The following is a 14666-nucleotide window of genomic DNA, read 5'->3' on the forward strand; positions in this document are numbered from 1 at the left end:
GCTTTCATGACATTACGCCGATGCCTGCTCCTGCTTCTGAGCCTGATTGTGATGTTGTCGATGGCGGGTGGCCTGTACACCCTTGCGGCGTGGGAGACCTGGCGGAAGGCAAACGGCATCAGCAACCTTGAATGGCGATGGGGTGACGTCTCGCTGGCGGGCCTGCGGCTGGACCGATTGTCTGCGACCCAGAGCCGGGAAGGGCAGCGCTATCACATGGTGGGGAAGCAACTGTCGCTGGCCTGGAGCTGGCACTGGTATGGCCCCATGCCCGAGGCTATTGTGATCGATCAACTGGCACTGACTCTGCCGCAAGGTGTCCATGCCGAGGGCGACCTGACAATATCAAGGCCTCTGGAATCCGGTAAACGGCAGTTCACCACCAACGCCATGAAGATCGAAGGGCGCTTGGCCGAACGGGGCCTCGCTGGCTGGATTATGGGTGAAGGCCGGATAAATCTGACGGTCAGCGGTACAGCCAGCGAGCGGTCTGCAACATTGACCCTCGGCGAACAAAGCCGTGTCGAGTTCGACGATATTGCCGCACCCGGTAAGGATTCCCGGTTGGATAACCTCGGAGCCAACCTGGCCGGTGTGACTCTGGTCGGGGACTATCAGCTTGCCCCCATGGCATTGGAGCGTCTTGCGGTCGAGGGGCCGTTTGAGGCGACCGTCGCCACCATTCGCAACTCCCAGTTGCTTCCCCAGCCCTGGCGATTCGATGGGCAACTGGACGGTACCCTTACCGAATTGAAAATTGAGGGCCGGTTATCGTCGGACGCCGGCGTCGATGCTGACATGGACATGGACTATCCGTTCGAGGGCGTACCGGCGCTTGAGGTGAGCATGAACGCTGCCGGCGCAAGTGGCGGTCGCGCGCTGGCGGATACCTTCACTGCCTGGCCAACCGAACTTGAAGTCGGTGAGGGCAGTATCGAAACGGCCCTGCGGATACGTTTCCCGCCCCAGGGCATCCGCGTTCAGGGGAACATTGATTTCGATGGCCTTGGCGGATTGTATGCCCGGACAGCCTGGGCTGGTCTCAATGGCAGAGCGAGCCTGGACCTGGACGACGACCACGTGAATGTTCGAACATCCGAACTGGCATTGGATTCCCTCAACCCGGGCATAGCTCTACACGATGTCCGGGTCGCCGGCGTCTATGGCGCGCCCCGGGATCAGGTTGCCAACGGTGCCCTGGTTCTCGACCGGGCCTCTTCCGAGCTTCTGGGTGGCGAGGTTCGGGTCACTCCCGGAGAATGGCAACTCGCTGACATGCCGCTGCGGATTCCCCTTGAACTCAGCGGCATTGAGCTGGAGAAACTGATGCAGGTATACCCCGCCGAGGGATTGGCGGGCAGTGGTTTGCTTCGGGGCGCCATTCCGGTCCGGATTGGTCCGGAGGGTGTAAGCATCGATTCCGGGCAGGTCCAGGCTGTGGCCCCTGGCGGAACGCTAAAACTGCCCGCCGATCGATTGAAGGGGATGGCTCAGGGTAACCAGGCCATGGCACTGGTGGTCCAGGCCATGGAAAACTTTCACTACTCGGTTCTCAACAGCACGATAGACTACGCTCAGGATGGTACCCTTATGCTGGGATTGCGGCTGGAAGGCAGCAGCCCCGAAGTACGAGATGGTCATCCTATTGTCCTGAATATCAATCTGGAAGAGGACATCCCGGCGTTGCTGACCAGCCTGCAACTGAGTGGCCGGGTCAATGAAGCGGTGACAGAAAAAGTGCGCAACCTGATACGGGAGCGGGAAGCGCAACGTCAACCCACCGGGGCGGGAAACAATCAGGAGTAAGGCATATGGTCGCATTTGGGCCGGGCGGTTTGTCCGGAAAAGTTTGTTACACGCTGGTGCTGCTCGCACTGGCCCTGGGTACAGGGGCATGCACGCCTACCGTCAAGATGGAGGCACCCAAGGAACCCATCACCGTGAACCTGAACGTCAAGATCCAACATGAAATCTACGTGAAGGTGGATGAAGAGGTGGATGAACTCTTTGGCGAGAAGGGGTTGTTCTGATGGTTAAATCTGAAACCAGGGAGTCACTCATGAAACGGTTTTCCAAACTCGGCGCGTTTGTTCTTTTGTTTTGCCTGGCCATACCCGTAGCGGCCATGGGGTTGAATGAGGCCAAAAGCCAGCTTGATTCCGCTAAACAGCAAGGACTGGTGGGGGAGACTCCTACCGGTTATCTGGACGTGGTCAAAGCAAACGGAAATGCCCAGGGTATTGTCGAAGCCATCAACCAGGCCCGACGGGATGAGTATGCCCGTATTGCGGAGAAACACGACATTCCTGTCACCCAGGTGGAAACGGTGGCCGGCCAGAAAGCGCTGGAAAAAACACCGGCGGGGCAGTACATCCTGAAGGATGGCAAGTGGGTCAGAAAATAGATGGGCCGATTCCAGGAAATCGGTACCGCGACCATTCCCGGCAACGGGACCCGTTTGCGATTGCTGCAACGCAATGATGAGTTCTCCATCAAGATTGCCGGTACGACGGGCGAGCTGATGAACAGCCGCCTGCATGGCTCGGAAGATGCGCTGGCTACGCTCGCCTGCGAGCGCATCGGCGGCCTGGCGGGCCCGCGGGTATTAATCGGCGGGCTGGGCATGGGGTTCACACTCGCAGCCGCGTTGTCGGCACTGGCGAACGACGCCCGGGTAACGGTGGCTGAACTGGTACCCGAGGTAGAGGGCTGGAACCGTGGGCCGCTGGGCGCTGCCGCCGGATACCCCCTGAACGATGATCGCGCCAGTGTTCATGTGGGCGACGTGGCAGAGTTGCTCAGAGAAGGCGATGGCAACTGGGATGCCATCCTGCTGGACGTGGATAATGGTCCGGAGGGGCTCACCCGCAAGGAAAATAACTGGATTTACTCCCCTGAGGGTATCGCTGCCGCTCAGAAGTCCCTGAGCTCCAACGGCATACTGGCGTACTGGTCTGCAGGCCCGGAGCACGCATTCACCGAAAGGCTGCGCCGCGCGGGCTTTTCCGTGGAGCCGGTTACGGTCAGGGCCCTGCGCCCGGGCAAGGGCGCACGCCACGTGATCTGGCTGGCCTGGTAAAGAGGGTTCCCAGAGCGCCTTATTGCCGGATGGTCATTCGAAATACAGGCATGTGTGTTGTATGTTTATGGATAGGGGGGGCGATGCTCCACAGCAACGGCCCCATCCATTCGCTGAAAGACTCAGGAGGTATTGTTATGAAACCCTCAATGAGTTTGACCGGTGAGCACGAAGGCCACAAAGTGGCTGCCGTTTTCGAGACTGAGTCGGACGCCAACGGAACGGCAAAAGCACTGTGCGACGAGACAAGCCTGACCAATGATCAGGTATCCGTGCTCAGCCCCGCAGACCGGCACCAGGGAAAAGAGCTTGAACCTGAGGACCAGGGTATCTGGCAGACACTTGTTCGTTCCCATGTGGGTCTGGGTGTCGGCGGTGCCGTATCGGGCTTTATCGTCTATGTGATACTGAATGCCCTTGGCATTGGTTTTATCTCGCAGAATGCTGTGGTCTCAGCGTCCGCGCTCACTGCGCTTGGTTTGATGATCGGGCTGTTGCTCGCCGGAGGCATAACGATCCGCCCGGACCACACACTCTATTTGATGAAGGCACAGTCCGCGTTGCGAAAGGGCCAGTACGTATTGGCTGTTCACGCGGAAAGCACGCAGCAGTTGCAGGAAGCAAAGTCGCTTCTGAGCGCCCGGAATGTTAAAACAGTGCAGACTCTATGATTTAACAGGCCGGGATTCTGTTTATGGAAGATCTGAAGCGTTCGCGGGTAACCATTATCGCCGTCAGCGCCATTGTTTTATTCTTTCTCACTAACTATCTGGCGCGATTCCTGTTTGGACTGACAGGGGTGGTGGTATCGGTTGTTATCGCAGCGTTGATTGCAGCCTACATTGGCTGGTCGGTGGCCCGGGTGCTCAAACGGGTGCCGACCGATGAAGAGCGAGGGCGCGTGCTGTGGGCCTATGGCGGCTTTCTCGGCGCGCTGTTTGTGGCCTGGGGTGCCTATGTCGGCTTGTCCGCCGGGCTGGATTCTTCAGCGGTTCTGTTCCTGCTCAGCCATTACCTGCCGTATCCTGCGCTGGCCCACCTGATGTTGTCAGATCGCGTGGCAAGTCGGTTTGTGGAGAAAGCCGGTTAGTCGTCGCCCGCCTCAGCGTCCCTCAGGCGCTCCTGGCGTTCGCGCTCTTCCTCTTTTGCGGCATCAATAACCGCCATCAGCTCGTCCACATCCGCGCTTTCGGTGTCGTGCTCGAAACACCCGGTCAGCCGGCTGTTGGGGTGCAGGTCGCCAGACTCGTAGAGTGCCCAGATTTCCTTGCCATAATCCGTGTTCAACAGTTCAGGGGCGAAACGGCCGAAATAACGGCGCATGTTGTCCACGTCCCGTTCCAGCATTCTTTCGGCGCTGTTGTTGCCAGAGGCATTGACCGCCTGCGGCAGATCGATGATGACCGGGCCAGTAGCATCGACCAGGACATTGAACTCTGACAGGTCACCGTGGATCAGGCCGGCGCTGAGCATGCGTACCACGTCAGCAATGACTTTGCTGTGATAATCCCGCGCATGCTCTGGCGTCAGTGTGACATCGTCCAGCCGTGGCGCGGCTTTGCCGTCTTCGTCGGCAATCATCTCCATCAGCAGCACGCCATCCACGAATCCGAACGGTTCCGGTACACGCACGTCAGCACCTGCCAGGCGATAAAGGGCATCCACCTCGGCGTTCAGCCAGGCGTCTTCCTGTTCTTTCTGGCCGTAGCGTGTTTTCTTGCCCATGGCGCGGGCGCGGCGGCTGTTGCGAACCTTGCGGCCTTCCTGGTACTGAACGGCCTGTTTGAAGCTGCGTTTCTGAGCCTCCTTGTACACTTTGGCGCAGCGAACACTGTCACCACAACGCACCACGAACACCTGGGCTTCCTTGCCGCTCATCAACTGGTAGAGCACTTCATCCACCATGCCGTCATCGACAAGGGGCTGCAATCGTTTGGGTATCTTCATAGATCCTTTCGGTCGGCTGGTTGGGCCAGGCAGGTCATCGGGTGTCGACCAGCGTGTATGGAGGCATCTTACCTGAAATTGGTAAAAGACCCCTCATACTTGCATTTTTAGTGCGTGGCTTCGCTGGGGGGCTTCTGGTCCATGTTCCTGGCGAGGATCTTGTCGGCATCGAGAGAGGCGATGGGTACCTGGGTGTCTCGGGGTATATCACCACTGAGCTGCAGAGCAACGTAGCGCATGGCACATACCCTCAGAAAGGAGGTGAAGTTGCCCAGGTCGTGCCCGGCATCAATGGATTCGTGGTAGAGCTTGGTGATCATCTGGGGCAGGTTCATACTGTCCCGGGCCGCCATTTCTGTGAGCGCGCTCCAGAAAGCGTTCTCCATGCGAATACTGGTGACCATACCGTCGATGCGCAGGGAGTGGGTGCGGCTGATCCAGAGTTCGGAATCCGCGTGGACGAAGAGCTTACACATGGTGTGATCCTCGTGAATCCGGGGCCGCTTTGGCAGCCCCGTTTCCGTCACTTATCCAGCAGTTTGAAAAACTGTGCCAGCCATTGCGGGTGAGCTGGCCATGCCGGTGCTGTCACCAGATTACCATCGGTGACTGCGGCGTCAACGTCGATGGCGGCGAAGCGGCCTCCTGCCAACTCCACTTCCGGTTGGCACGCCGGATAGGCAGAACATTCGCGGCCTTCGAGCACGCCGGCGGCGGCCAGCAGTTGTGCGCCGTGGCAAATGGCGGCCACCGGCTTTTCGGTTTCAAAAAAATGGCGGACCAGTTTCTTGACGTCGTCGTTCAGGCGTAGGTATTCCGGAGCGCGGCCGCCGGGTACGACAAGCGCGTCATAATCCGCAGGATTTAACCCGGAAAAATCAGCGTTCAGAACGAAACGATGCCCCGGTTTTTCGGTGTAGGTCTGGTCGCCCTCGAAGTCATGGATGGCGGTGGCTACGGTGTCCCCTGATTTTTTATCAGGGCAGACGGCGTGCACCGTGTGGCCAATTGCCTGAAGTGCCTGAAAGGGCACCATGGTTTCGTAATCTTCAGTGAAATCACCAGTGATCATCAGTATTTTTTTACCGCTCATACCCATCTCCTTGTGCTTGTTGGTGGTAGCCTGACTACAGTATCAGCGGGCGAATCAGAGTGGGTATTAGGGGAATACTACAGTGTTATGTTATAACACAATGTTGTGCCGACCTTTTCTTTGAACGACACGGGCGATCTATGACTTCACCAATACCGACCAATCTGGTACTCGGCTTTCTGGGCGTGGGAAAGACCACTGCCATACTGGACCTATTGAAGAAAAAGCCGGAAGGAGAGGTGTGGGCGGTTCTCGTGAATGAGTTTGGCGAAGTGGGTATTGATGGCGCCTTGCTGGAGACTGAAGGTGCCTTCGTGCGGGAGGTGCCAGGTGGCTGCATGTGTTGCGTCGCCGGGTTGCCGATGCAAATCGGACTCAACCAGTTGATTCATAAAACCCGGCCAGACCGATTGCTGATTGAACCCACGGGCCTTGGGCATCCCTCACAGATTATTGAAACCCTGACGGGTGAACATTATCAGGATGTGCTTGAGCTGGGCCCGGTGCTTTGCCTGGTAGATCCGAGAAGGCTTGAGGAACAAAAGGTTCTGGAGAACGTACAGTTCCAGGATCAGGTGGCGGCAGCTGATATTGTTGTCGCCAATAAAACCGACCTTTGCACACCGGAACAGGTCGCCCGGTTTGATCATTGGGTGGCTGAGTTGCAGCCGGAAAAGACGACTGTTTTCCACACCCGGCAGGGCCGGTTGGAATCTGCCTGGCTCGATGGGGAGACTGCGCTCTCCGAGGTCAGTACGCCCCACGCGCACCATCACCATGACTCTTCGGAAGCTGCGCCGGTTCCCGATATCCAGGACGAACCGTGGCAGCGGGTCAGCAACCGGGGACAGGGGCATTTCAGCGTGGGCTGGCGGGTCCATCCAGACACGGTCTTCTCAGAAACCGCTTTGCTGGCATTGTCGCTCGATAGCCGTTTTGTCCGGTTCAAGGCTGTGGTTCGGAGCAGTGATGGCTGGCGGACGATCAACATGGCGGATGGCGCGCTGTCCGTGTTTGAGTGCGAGCCACGAGAACTGTCCCGTCTTGAAATCATTAGCGAGCAAAACCTGGACGTTGACGAACTGGATGCCAGCCTGCGTGAATCCATCGATAGAACGGAGCCCTCATGCTGAAAATTTCCAATGCGGTAGAGCTGGGGGACTGGGAGATTGAACTCACCCAGATCCGGGCCCAGGGAGCCGGTGGCCAGAACGTCAATAAGGTAGCCTCCGCCGTGCACCTGCGCTTCGACGTCCTCAGTTCCAGTTTGCCCCCGTTCTATAAAGAACGGCTGATGCGACTATCCGATCAACGCGTCAGCAAGGAAGGTGTCATTGTTATCAAGGCTCAGAAATTCCGCACGCTGGAGCTCAACAAGGAGGATGCGCTGGAGCGCCTGAAAGAGCTGATTCAGGACGCGGTAAAGCAGCAGAAGGCTCGTCGGCCCACGCGACCCACCAAGGGTTCACAGCGCCGACGGGTGGACAAAAAGACCCAGAAAGGTAAAACCAAGGCATTGCGGGGGAAGGTTTCTCTCTAGCCCTGCCCATCGGCTACTCGTTTTTATCCAGCAACCTCGCGCCGGGGCCTTCATCGCCAAGCTCGTCCCAGGGATTGCGTAGCCGGCAGGCGTCGATAGACAGGCAGCCGCAGCCGATGCAGCTTGTGAGCTGATCCCGAAGTCCGACCAGCAACTCTATGCGGTGATTCAGATCGGACTTCCATTGCTCGGAGAGTCGCTGCCAGTCGTGGGATGTCACGGTGCGGTCGGTTGGCAGGGTTGCCAGGGTTTCGCCGATCTCTGACAACGGAATGCCAAGCCGTTGCGCTACTTTGATAACGGCGATTCGACGCAACACGCCCCGATGGAAACGTCGCTGGTTTCCGGCATTGCGCCAGCTGTCGATCAGTCCTTTCTTCTCATAGAAGTGTATGGCTGAGACTGCAACTCCACTGCGTTCAGCAACCTCGCCTACGCTCAGTGCGGTTCTGATTTCTCCGTTTTCTATGCCTGCCATAGCCAACTCCAATCGCTGGATTTGTTGACCTAAAGTTTACTTCAGGTTTTAAGCTGCTGTCGAACCTGACACAACAACGGGAGGAAACGATGAGACAGATCCAGACTGATTTGTGGGAAACGGATGTTGAAAGCCCGTTTCCGGGGCTGACAACCCACGCCTATCTACTGACCCGGGACGACGGCAACGTACTGTTCTACAACACGGGCCATCATCACGAGATTGATAGAATGGCAGAGCTTGGTGGTGTCGCCCATCAACTCCTTAGTCATCAGGACGAATTGGGGGAAACGCTGGTGACGATCCATCAACGCTTTGGTGCCACTCTTGGCGGTCATGTCCGAGAGCGGGAGGTGTTCGCCAAGATCCGCGATCCCGACGTTCTGTTTGATCATCGTGAAACCATACTGAACAACATTGAGGTGATCCCGACGCCAGGGCACACACCCGGAAGCACCTGTTTCCAGGTGTTGTCTCCGAGTGGGAAGCGTTATCTCTTCACCGGCGATACCCTGTTCCTGTCCGAGTCCGGTGAGTGGCAGGCGGGTTACATCAAGGGTGTCAGCGACAGGGAAGAGCTGGCTCGCAGCGTGAGGTTGCTGAGTACCCTAACACCGGACGTGGTTATCTCCAGCGCATATACTGGCACGTCCGGGTTCAGGGAAGAGACTCCGGATGGCTGGGCGGGGGCCATCGAGAACGCGTTGAAACGGCTGGGGTAGACTACTCGTCCACAACCGTTTCAAATCCGCCATAAATGAGGCGTTTCCCATCGAAGGGCATGGGGTTTACATCCGTCTGGATACGGGGGTCTTCCATCACTTTTGGCATGCCCTTGTTCCGAGCCTCGCGTGAGGGCCAGAGTATCCAGGAGAACACCACCGTTTCATCGGGCTTGCACTTCACCGCCATGGGGAACGATGTGACCTCGCCGTCGGGCACATCGTCACCCCAGCATTCCACCAGTTTGAGGGCGCCGTGATCCTTGAACACCACGGCCGCATCGCTGGCGTGTTTGATGTATTGCTCATTGTTGGCGGTGGGGACCGCCGCTACAAATCCGTCGACATACGTCATGTTGAATCTCCTGGTATCAGTCCTTGGGAGGAAGTTCGCGCGCGGGCCTGACTTCAATGCTGCCAAAGCGCGCAGGGGGGATACGGCTCGCGAGTTGCAGAGCCTCGTTCAGGTCGTTGGCCTCCAGCAGGTAGAAGCCCGCCAGTTGTTCCTTGGTTTCGGCAAACGGGCCGTCTGAGATCAGCACCTCGTCGTCCCTGACTCTCACCGTTGTAGCCGTGTCGATGGGCTGCAGAGGTTGGCCTGTTACAAACTTGCCCTGACTGGTGAGCTTCTCCACGCCGGCAATACACTCCTGGTTGAGGTCGTGCCACTCCTGTTCCGTCATGTTGTTGATGATGCTTTCCTGGTAGTACACCAGAGCCACGTACTTCATGTGAATCTCCCTTTTTGCGTGTGGTTATCTGTATGTCGTACGGAAGGTGACTGAATCGACAGCCCGGGAAAATTTTTTATCACGCGCTGTCGAGAGCCGTCAGCCGCCGGCTCAGGTAGCGTTGTTCCGGCCCCTGTTGTGTGAGGGTCAATGCTCTCTGATAAGCCGTTCGGGCGCCTGAGAGATCGCCCGAACGGCGAAAGAGATCGGCGCGTGCGGCGTGATAGAGGTAGTAACTCTGGATGGCTTTGTGGCCGGCCAACTGGTCGAGCAGCTTCAGGCCTGCCTCCGGTGTGTCTCGCATGGCCACTGCCACGGCGTGGTTCAGGGCAATGACCGGGGATGGCTGACGTTGATAGAGAGCCTGATATAGCCTGGCGATACGGGCCCAGTCGGTATCCGAAGCGGTGGCGGCCTTGGCGTGGGCGGCGGCGATGGAAGCCTGGAGGGTATAGGGTGCCGTTGGTGTCAGTTCCAGGGCTCGGGCGAGCCAGGCCAGTCCGGAGCGAATCTGCTCCTGGTCCCAGAGGGCACGGTTCTGGTCCTCCAGGGTTATCAATTCGCCATTCTCATCCTGGCGAGCATGCCGCCGTGAATCGTGCAGTAGCATCAGCGCCAACAGGCCGAAGACTTCTCCATCCGGCAGCAGTTCGGACAGGAGTGTGGCCAGACGGATGGCCTCGCTGGCGAGACTGATATTTACGATGTTGTTGCCTTCGCTAGAGGAATAACCCTCGTTGAAGATCAGGTAGACGACCTTCAGGACGCTCTGCAGGCGCTGAGGGAGCTCCTTTCGTTCCGGAACTTCGTAGGGAATATTCGCTTCACGTATCTTGCGCTTGGCGCGGACAATTCGTTGCGCTGTGGTGGTGGGTTTCTGCAGCAGGGCGCTGGCGACCTGTTCGGTGGTAAGGCTGCATATCTCGCGCAACGTCAGTGCCAGTTGGGCCTCGATGGCAAGGCTCGGGTGGCAACAGGTGAAAATCAGCCGCAGCAGGTCGTCGTCAATGTGGTCGGTGTCTGGCTCTGGGGTGTAGGGCTCGTCCTCGGCGACGCGGGAAAGGTTATCCCGGGCGGTCTGTCGCCGGCGAATGTGGTCAATGCCGCGTCGATGGCCGGTTTTGATCAGCCAGGCCGCAGGATTGTCAGGAATGCCCTGTTCAGGCCACTGTTTCACTGCAGCGGCGAAGGCCTCCTGCATAGACTCCTCGGCCAGGTCAAAGTCGCCAAGCAGGCGAATGAGCGTGGCCTGCACCCGGCGTGACTCGGTTTGGTAAAGCGCGTTGATACGGCTGGCTATGGTCATAGTCGCTACACCTGGTCCCTTGCGGCGATTTTCTGATTGTTTTGATAACAGTAATCATTGTTTTATCGTGTAATCAAGTGAATGCGATGCAACAAATGGAGAGGACTATGACCGCATCAGAAGATCGGCTTCGCGTGTTCTACGATGGCGCCTGTCCAAGCTGTGTGAGGGATCGCAAATTCTATGAACGGCTGGCGGGCAAAACCGGAGACGCTGTCGAGTGGGTCGATATCACCGGCCGTGACGAAGAGTTAAAACAGCTGGGTATTGATCCGGTTGCAGCGCTTCAGGAACTGCATGTTGAAGATAGCCGGGGCAACATTCATCGGGAACTGGATGCCTACATCTTGCTGATGTCACGGGTGTGGGTGCTGAAACCACTGGCATGGCTAATTGGCTTGCCGGTGATTCGCCCGGCACTTGCCAAGCTTTATCATCGTTGGGTTGGTGAGCGGCTGGAGAGAACCGGTCGATTGCCAAAATAACCCCGCGCGAATCGACGAATGTCGTGAAGCAGGCTAGGGTTCAATTAAGACATCCCTGGAAGTGATCGGAGCCTGCCAATGCAAATAGCCTATCGCGCCCGAGATCTGGCCGAAGCCCATATCGTCGCCGGCCTCCTGCAGTCCAGAGGCATCGAGTGTCATGTGGGTGGTCATTACCTGCAAGGCGCGATGGGCGAGATTGGCGCCGCCGGATTTACCAATGTCCATGTCGAGGATGAAGATTACGTCCTGGCTCGTACTCTGGTCGACGAATACGAATCGGCAAATCCCTCGGAGAGCGCTTCTGCCGACGAGGAGGATCGGGTCAACCGTTATGCGACCTGGTTTCTGCTATTCCTGGCTGTTGTGATGGTTGTGCTCTTTGGCGCACTGTGACGGCTAGCCAGAAGCGAGGCACTCTCCGGGGCAAGCGCCCGGAGAGTGCCTCGGAGGTCAGTGGCCGTAAACCCGCATAGAGGTGTTCTGGATTGAAAGGTTATCCAGGCCTACCGAACCGATAGACGTGCCTCCCACCAGCACCTGGCCAATGGACATATCGGCTTCAAAGGTATTGATGTCGATAGCCAGGCTGTCGGTTCCCGCGGCATTGGCATCCTTGTAGATGTCCATATCAACCAATGTGAACAGTGGCAAAAGTGAGGGGTTGTCCGGGTCGTAACCGGCGCCGGTGATGCGCATGTCACGAATCCCCACAGCCATGAAGGGCACATCCAGTTCCAGCTCGTCGATGGCGAACCGTGTGGTCAGGTTCAGTGTGTCCGTGTCGGTATCAACGGTTGCCTGGGCCTGGAGTATAAGGCCTTCGGCCGAGAAGTTGTCCGCCAGCAGCGTGCTCTCGCCGCCGTTGCCCCGCAACTCCCAGGCGCCGGTGCGTACGGCGAAGTCCACGGGCCGTGCGGTTAAGGGGAATACGTTGATAATGGCGTCGCCATCGTCAGCGACATCCAGTTCAATCTTGATGTTGTCGATCAGATCCGTGCTGCTGGTGCCGAAAATGGCATCGCGGCCGGAGGTAAATTCCTCGAACATGTCGATGCGATCCGCACCGCCAATGAAGATGTCGCTGATACCCAGCGTGCCTTCATCGGTGTAGGTGAACTCGTCCATGGTAATCTGGGTTTCGAGCTCAATGGTAACGCCGGCTTGGCCGGTAATCTGGCCCATGTCGGCGTCATGCAGTGGTTTGAGTTCGGCATACCCGCTCAGGGGCAGGCCCGCCATGGCTAACACTAACGCTGATTGCTTCAGGCTTTTCATTATTATCATCCTTCCTGGTGTTGTTATGGTGGTTTGCCGGTGCCCACAAGGGCGGGTACCGGCAAACCGGGAGGCCTCTGGGGGCCTCCCTTACTTTCCTCAGAGGTTCGGGGTCAATGTCAGATCAATGCCATTGTCCGGACCGGCGAGGAACTGGTTGAGAACGTCGGTCAGCGGACCGCAGTTCTGCAGTGGTGGCAGTGTGTAGTTGCCAGTCACATCGCCGCCCTCGGACAGCGAGAAGTTGGTGCCTTCCACCGAAGCCAGCTCGATGTTGACCGGATCTGCCGTGCGGCAGTCCTTGCCACCACCCACCGGAATCTTCAGGCCGAACAGACGTACGGTTACCTTCGGTACTTCCACATACAGCGAGGAATTGGCTGTGAGATTGCCGTTGATCAAAGTGCCGGTTGTGATGTCCGCTTGTTCGAAAGTCACTTTTGCGTTGGCGGTCAGACTCTTGAACAGCAGGGGAATCTTGAACTGACCCTGGGTGGGATCCAGCGCAAGGTCTGCTTCGAACATGCCTGTTGCCAGTTCCAGTTGCGTCGCGATGCTGCCTAAAAGTGGCAGTGAGCTGCCGGAGGCGTTGATGTCGGTCTGTCCTTCCAGGTCCAGGAGCACTTCAAGGACGTCGTCGCTGCCATCGTTGCCCTGACCACTCAGTGCCACAGACACGTCTGGCATTTCCGGATCGTCAGAGGCAATGTTGAGCGTCGCGCTGCGTCCACCGGCGGCAGATGGCATGAAGCTGATTTCAACCGTACAGCTTCCATCCTGTGCAACCGTTGTACAGTCGTTGGTCTGGGTGAAATCGCTGCTGTTGGTACCGGCGATTTCGATGGCGTTGATCATCAGGGATGCGTTGCCTTCGTTGGCAATGGTGACCTGCGCGGTGGCAGTTTCACCCAGCATCACGGAACCAAAGCTGACGTCAGCAGGTGTAACGCTGATTTCCGGCACGGGAGTGAGCACGCTGGCGCCTGTCAGCGGTACATCCACCACAGGGTTCTCGGCGTCGCCGGATTCAATGCTCAGGGTGGCGCTCTGGTCACCTTCGCCGTCGGGAATATAGGTAACGCTCACGTCACAGTTTTCGCCGGCAGCAATGGTGGTACAGCTGTTGGTCTGGGTGAACGCTGCTGCGTCCGCACCGCCAAGGCTGATGTTGTTGATGCCAAGTTCGGCCTGGCCTGTGTTGGAGATGGTAACCACCTCTTCCGCGGTAGTGCCGGCCTGCACGTTGCCGAAGTCGATATTTTCCGGGCTGACCGCGATACGGGGTTCAAATTGCTCGTCGGGAACCACCTGTATGGTCTGCAGGATGTTGTCCTGGCCGGCGTTCTGAACACACTCAGAGGTGAATTCGCCGATGGGTGCAGGCGCGATATCGCCGTTTTCGACCCGGGCGATCATGTCGAGTGTAAGGCCACCGATGCTAATGACCGCCTCACCAACATCATCCTCGGTGAAGGTGATGGCCGGGGAGGTGCCTTGAGCCGGAACGGTGAATTCGCCGGTTTCATCGGGAATGGGCGACTGTGGAATGGTCAGCGGTACCGTCAGGTCAACCTCACGGCTTGGCGTGACAACGATGGTTTCATTGGTCGCTGTGCCTTCAATGGTGGCGGAACCCACCAGCTTGAGGCCCAGCCGCGAATCCTCATTCACCGTCGTCAGCGCATCTACCGTGAACTCCGGTGTGGGTTGCCCTACTGTTGCCTGAGTAGGAACGTCAGCGCTGATCTGCGCTCGAATGGGCTGTTCGCCAATTAGCGGGAACGGGCAAGTGAATTCCAGTTCCAGTGACACCGGTTCGGCAAAGGCATTGCCCGTACCGGTCATAAGCGCCGCGGCTGCTATCGCAGTACCGAGCGTGCGGGCGCTTTTGTTGGGATTCCTGAGTTTCATGAGTTCGTCCTCTAGGGTTTCAATCTTTGTTGTATGGGTATGCAGAAATCACCGATGAGGACTGCTGTATCGGTCTTGCAATGTGTCCCTTTATGA

20 protein-coding genes are annotated in these 14666 nt (G+C 57.8%); 11 read left to right on the forward strand and 9 right to left on the reverse strand.

Annotated elements, in window-relative coordinates; genetic code table 11:
• Nucleotides 1-6: 6 nt before the first annotated feature.
• The 6 genes from AC0B60_RS01460 to AC0B60_RS01485 all read left to right on the forward strand — a co-directional run bounded on the left by AC0B60_RS01460 (nucleotide 7) and on the right by AC0B60_RS01485 (nucleotide 4169).
• The gene (locus tag AC0B60_RS01460; protein WP_465083468.1) at nucleotides 7-1806 is read left to right on the forward strand and encodes an intermembrane phospholipid transport YdbH family protein; all 1800 of its coding nucleotides are present in this window, start codon (nucleotides 7-9) and stop codon (nucleotides 1804-1806) included.
• A 5-nt stretch (nucleotides 1807-1811) separates the two neighbouring features.
• A complete protein-coding gene (locus AC0B60_RS01465; RefSeq protein ID WP_465083470.1) occupies nucleotides 1812-2030 on the forward strand; it encodes a YnbE family lipoprotein in 219 nt (72 codons plus the stop codon).
• A 29-nt stretch (nucleotides 2031-2059) separates the two neighbouring features.
• Nucleotides 2060-2404, forward strand: a complete 345-nt coding sequence (locus AC0B60_RS01470; RefSeq protein WP_465083472.1) for a YdbL family probable chaperone protein — start codon at nucleotides 2060-2062, stop codon at nucleotides 2402-2404.
• Entirely contained in the window at nucleotides 2405-3079 is a 675-nt protein-coding gene (locus AC0B60_RS01475) for a polyamine aminopropyltransferase (protein WP_465083473.1), read from the forward strand.
• A gap of 137 nt (nucleotides 3080-3216) precedes the next feature.
• The gene (locus AC0B60_RS01480) at nucleotides 3217-3750 is read left to right on the forward strand and encodes a hypothetical protein (protein WP_465083475.1); all 534 of its coding nucleotides are present in this window, start codon (nucleotides 3217-3219) and stop codon (nucleotides 3748-3750) included.
• Between the two features lie 23 nt (nucleotides 3751-3773).
• Nucleotides 3774-4169, forward strand: coding sequence for a hypothetical protein (locus AC0B60_RS01485; protein WP_465083476.1), 396 nt, complete (start codon nucleotides 3774-3776; stop codon nucleotides 4167-4169).
• Here the strand turns inward: AC0B60_RS01485 and AC0B60_RS01490 are convergent.
• The 3 genes from AC0B60_RS01490 to AC0B60_RS01500 form a co-directional block, all read right to left on the reverse strand.
• Entirely contained in the window at nucleotides 4166-5026 is an 861-nt protein-coding gene (locus AC0B60_RS01490; protein WP_465083478.1) for a PA4780 family RIO1-like protein kinase, read from the reverse strand. The genes AC0B60_RS01485 and AC0B60_RS01490 overlap by 4 nt on opposite strands.
• A gap of 107 nt (nucleotides 5027-5133) precedes the next feature.
• Entirely contained in the window at nucleotides 5134-5502 is a 369-nt protein-coding gene (locus AC0B60_RS01495) for a ribbon-helix-helix domain-containing protein (protein ID WP_465083480.1), read from the reverse strand.
• 47 nt (nucleotides 5503-5549) lie between these two features.
• Complete coding sequence (locus AC0B60_RS01500; RefSeq protein ID WP_465083482.1) at nucleotides 5550-6119, reverse strand: DJ-1/PfpI family protein; 570 nt, start codon at nucleotides 6117-6119, stop codon at nucleotides 5550-5552.
• 140 nt (nucleotides 6120-6259) lie between these two features.
• On the opposite strand from AC0B60_RS01500, the gene AC0B60_RS01505 reads away from it, so the two are divergent.
• Nucleotides 6260-7252 carry a CobW family GTP-binding protein gene (locus AC0B60_RS01505; protein WP_465083483.1) on the forward strand — a complete coding sequence of 331 codons (993 nt, stop codon included), beginning with the start codon at nucleotides 6260-6262 and terminating at the stop codon, nucleotides 7250-7252.
• A complete protein-coding gene (arfB, locus tag AC0B60_RS01510; protein WP_465083485.1) occupies nucleotides 7246-7659 on the forward strand; it encodes an alternative ribosome rescue aminoacyl-tRNA hydrolase ArfB in 414 nt (137 codons plus the stop codon). Before AC0B60_RS01505 ends, arfB begins: the two co-directional genes overlap by 7 nt.
• 13 nt (nucleotides 7660-7672) lie before the next feature.
• Here the strand turns inward: arfB and soxR are convergent, their stop codons facing one another.
• The gene (gene soxR / locus AC0B60_RS01515; protein ID WP_421910422.1) at nucleotides 7673-8137 is read right to left on the reverse strand and encodes a redox-sensitive transcriptional activator SoxR; all 465 of its coding nucleotides are present in this window, start codon (nucleotides 8135-8137) and stop codon (nucleotides 7673-7675) included.
• An 89-nt stretch (nucleotides 8138-8226) separates the two neighbouring features.
• On the opposite strand from soxR, the gene AC0B60_RS01520 reads away from it, so the two are divergent.
• On the forward strand, nucleotides 8227-8859 hold the full coding sequence (locus tag AC0B60_RS01520; protein WP_465083487.1) for an MBL fold metallo-hydrolase: 633 nt from the start codon (nucleotides 8227-8229) through the stop codon (nucleotides 8857-8859).
• A gap of 1 nt (nucleotide 8860) precedes the next feature.
• Here the strand turns inward: AC0B60_RS01520 and AC0B60_RS01525 are convergent, their stop codons facing one another.
• From AC0B60_RS01525 to AC0B60_RS01535, 3 genes are all read right to left on the reverse strand, one after another.
• On the reverse strand, nucleotides 8861-9214 hold the full coding sequence (locus AC0B60_RS01525; RefSeq protein WP_465083488.1) for a DUF1428 domain-containing protein: 354 nt from the start codon (nucleotides 9212-9214) through the stop codon (nucleotides 8861-8863).
• A 16-nt stretch (nucleotides 9215-9230) separates the two neighbouring features.
• On the reverse strand, nucleotides 9231-9590 hold the full coding sequence (locus tag AC0B60_RS01530; RefSeq protein ID WP_465083489.1) for a YciI family protein: 360 nt from the start codon (nucleotides 9588-9590) through the stop codon (nucleotides 9231-9233).
• 79 nt (nucleotides 9591-9669) lie between these two features.
• A complete protein-coding gene (locus AC0B60_RS01535; protein WP_465083490.1) occupies nucleotides 9670-10896 on the reverse strand; it encodes an RNA polymerase sigma factor in 1227 nt (408 codons plus the stop codon).
• Between the two features lie 107 nt (nucleotides 10897-11003).
• On the opposite strand from AC0B60_RS01535, the gene AC0B60_RS01540 reads away from it, so the two are divergent.
• Both AC0B60_RS01540 and AC0B60_RS01545 read left to right on the forward strand, forming a co-directional pair.
• Nucleotides 11004-11381, forward strand: a complete 378-nt coding sequence (locus AC0B60_RS01540; RefSeq protein WP_465083491.1) for a thiol-disulfide oxidoreductase DCC family protein — start codon at nucleotides 11004-11006, stop codon at nucleotides 11379-11381.
• Between the two features lie 78 nt (nucleotides 11382-11459).
• The gene (locus AC0B60_RS01545) at nucleotides 11460-11777 is read left to right on the forward strand and encodes a putative signal transducing protein (RefSeq protein WP_465083492.1); all 318 of its coding nucleotides are present in this window, start codon (nucleotides 11460-11462) and stop codon (nucleotides 11775-11777) included.
• Nucleotides 11778-11834: 57 nt separating this feature from the next.
• On the opposite strand, the gene AC0B60_RS01550 is transcribed toward AC0B60_RS01545, so the two are convergent.
• Together AC0B60_RS01550 and AC0B60_RS01555 are read right to left on the reverse strand one after the other, a co-directional pair.
• Nucleotides 11835-12659, reverse strand: coding sequence for a DUF6160 family protein (locus AC0B60_RS01550; RefSeq protein WP_465083494.1), 825 nt, complete (start codon nucleotides 12657-12659; stop codon nucleotides 11835-11837).
• A 99-nt stretch (nucleotides 12660-12758) separates the two neighbouring features.
• Entirely contained in the window at nucleotides 12759-14570 is a 1812-nt protein-coding gene (locus AC0B60_RS01555) for a choice-of-anchor D domain-containing protein (RefSeq protein WP_465083495.1), read from the reverse strand.
• Nucleotides 14571-14666: the final 96 nt, after the last annotated feature.

This window comes from Marinobacter sp. V34, from assembly GCF_055524115.1.

What these genes read in the sequence shown, in the direction of transcription:
- AC0B60_RS01460 (WP_465083468.1), top strand. Translation starts at nt 7, where the DNA reads ATGACATTACGCCGATGCCTGCTCCTGCTTCTGAGCCTGATTGTGATG.
- AC0B60_RS01465 (WP_465083470.1), top strand. Translation starts at nt 1,812, where the DNA reads ATGGTCGCATTTGGGCCGGGCGGTTTGTCCGGAAAAGTTTGTTACACG.
- AC0B60_RS01470 (WP_465083472.1), top strand. Translation starts at nt 2,060, where the DNA reads ATGAAACGGTTTTCCAAACTCGGCGCGTTTGTTCTTTTGTTTTGCCTG.
- AC0B60_RS01475 (WP_465083473.1), top strand. Translation starts at nt 2,405, where the DNA reads ATGGGCCGATTCCAGGAAATCGGTACCGCGACCATTCCCGGCAACGGG.
- AC0B60_RS01480 (WP_465083475.1), top strand. Translation starts at nt 3,217, where the DNA reads ATGAAACCCTCAATGAGTTTGACCGGTGAGCACGAAGGCCACAAAGTG.
- AC0B60_RS01485 (WP_465083476.1), top strand. Translation starts at nt 3,774, where the DNA reads ATGGAAGATCTGAAGCGTTCGCGGGTAACCATTATCGCCGTCAGCGCC.
- AC0B60_RS01490 (WP_465083478.1), bottom strand. Translation starts at nt 5,026, where the DNA reads ATGAAGATACCCAAACGATTGCAGCCCCTTGTCGATGACGGCATGGTG.
- AC0B60_RS01495 (WP_465083480.1), bottom strand. Translation starts at nt 5,502, where the DNA reads ATGTGTAAGCTCTTCGTCCACGCGGATTCCGAACTCTGGATCAGCCGC.
- AC0B60_RS01500 (WP_465083482.1), bottom strand. Translation starts at nt 6,119, where the DNA reads ATGAGCGGTAAAAAAATACTGATGATCACTGGTGATTTCACTGAAGAT.
- AC0B60_RS01505 (WP_465083483.1), top strand. Translation starts at nt 6,260, where the DNA reads ATGACTTCACCAATACCGACCAATCTGGTACTCGGCTTTCTGGGCGTG.
- arfB (WP_465083485.1), top strand. Translation starts at nt 7,246, where the DNA reads ATGCTGAAAATTTCCAATGCGGTAGAGCTGGGGGACTGGGAGATTGAA.
- soxR (WP_421910422.1), bottom strand. Translation starts at nt 8,137, where the DNA reads ATGGCAGGCATAGAAAACGGAGAAATCAGAACCGCACTGAGCGTAGGC.
- AC0B60_RS01520 (WP_465083487.1), top strand. Translation starts at nt 8,227, where the DNA reads ATGAGACAGATCCAGACTGATTTGTGGGAAACGGATGTTGAAAGCCCG.
- AC0B60_RS01525 (WP_465083488.1), bottom strand. Translation starts at nt 9,214, where the DNA reads ATGACGTATGTCGACGGATTTGTAGCGGCGGTCCCCACCGCCAACAAT.
- AC0B60_RS01530 (WP_465083489.1), bottom strand. Translation starts at nt 9,590, where the DNA reads ATGAAGTACGTGGCTCTGGTGTACTACCAGGAAAGCATCATCAACAAC.
- AC0B60_RS01535 (WP_465083490.1), bottom strand. Translation starts at nt 10,896, where the DNA reads ATGACCATAGCCAGCCGTATCAACGCGCTTTACCAAACCGAGTCACGC.
- AC0B60_RS01540 (WP_465083491.1), top strand. Translation starts at nt 11,004, where the DNA reads ATGACCGCATCAGAAGATCGGCTTCGCGTGTTCTACGATGGCGCCTGT.
- AC0B60_RS01545 (WP_465083492.1), top strand. Translation starts at nt 11,460, where the DNA reads ATGCAAATAGCCTATCGCGCCCGAGATCTGGCCGAAGCCCATATCGTC.
- AC0B60_RS01550 (WP_465083494.1), bottom strand. Translation starts at nt 12,659, where the DNA reads ATGAAAAGCCTGAAGCAATCAGCGTTAGTGTTAGCCATGGCGGGCCTG.
- AC0B60_RS01555 (WP_465083495.1), bottom strand. Translation starts at nt 14,570, where the DNA reads ATGAAACTCAGGAATCCCAACAAAAGCGCCCGCACGCTCGGTACTGCG.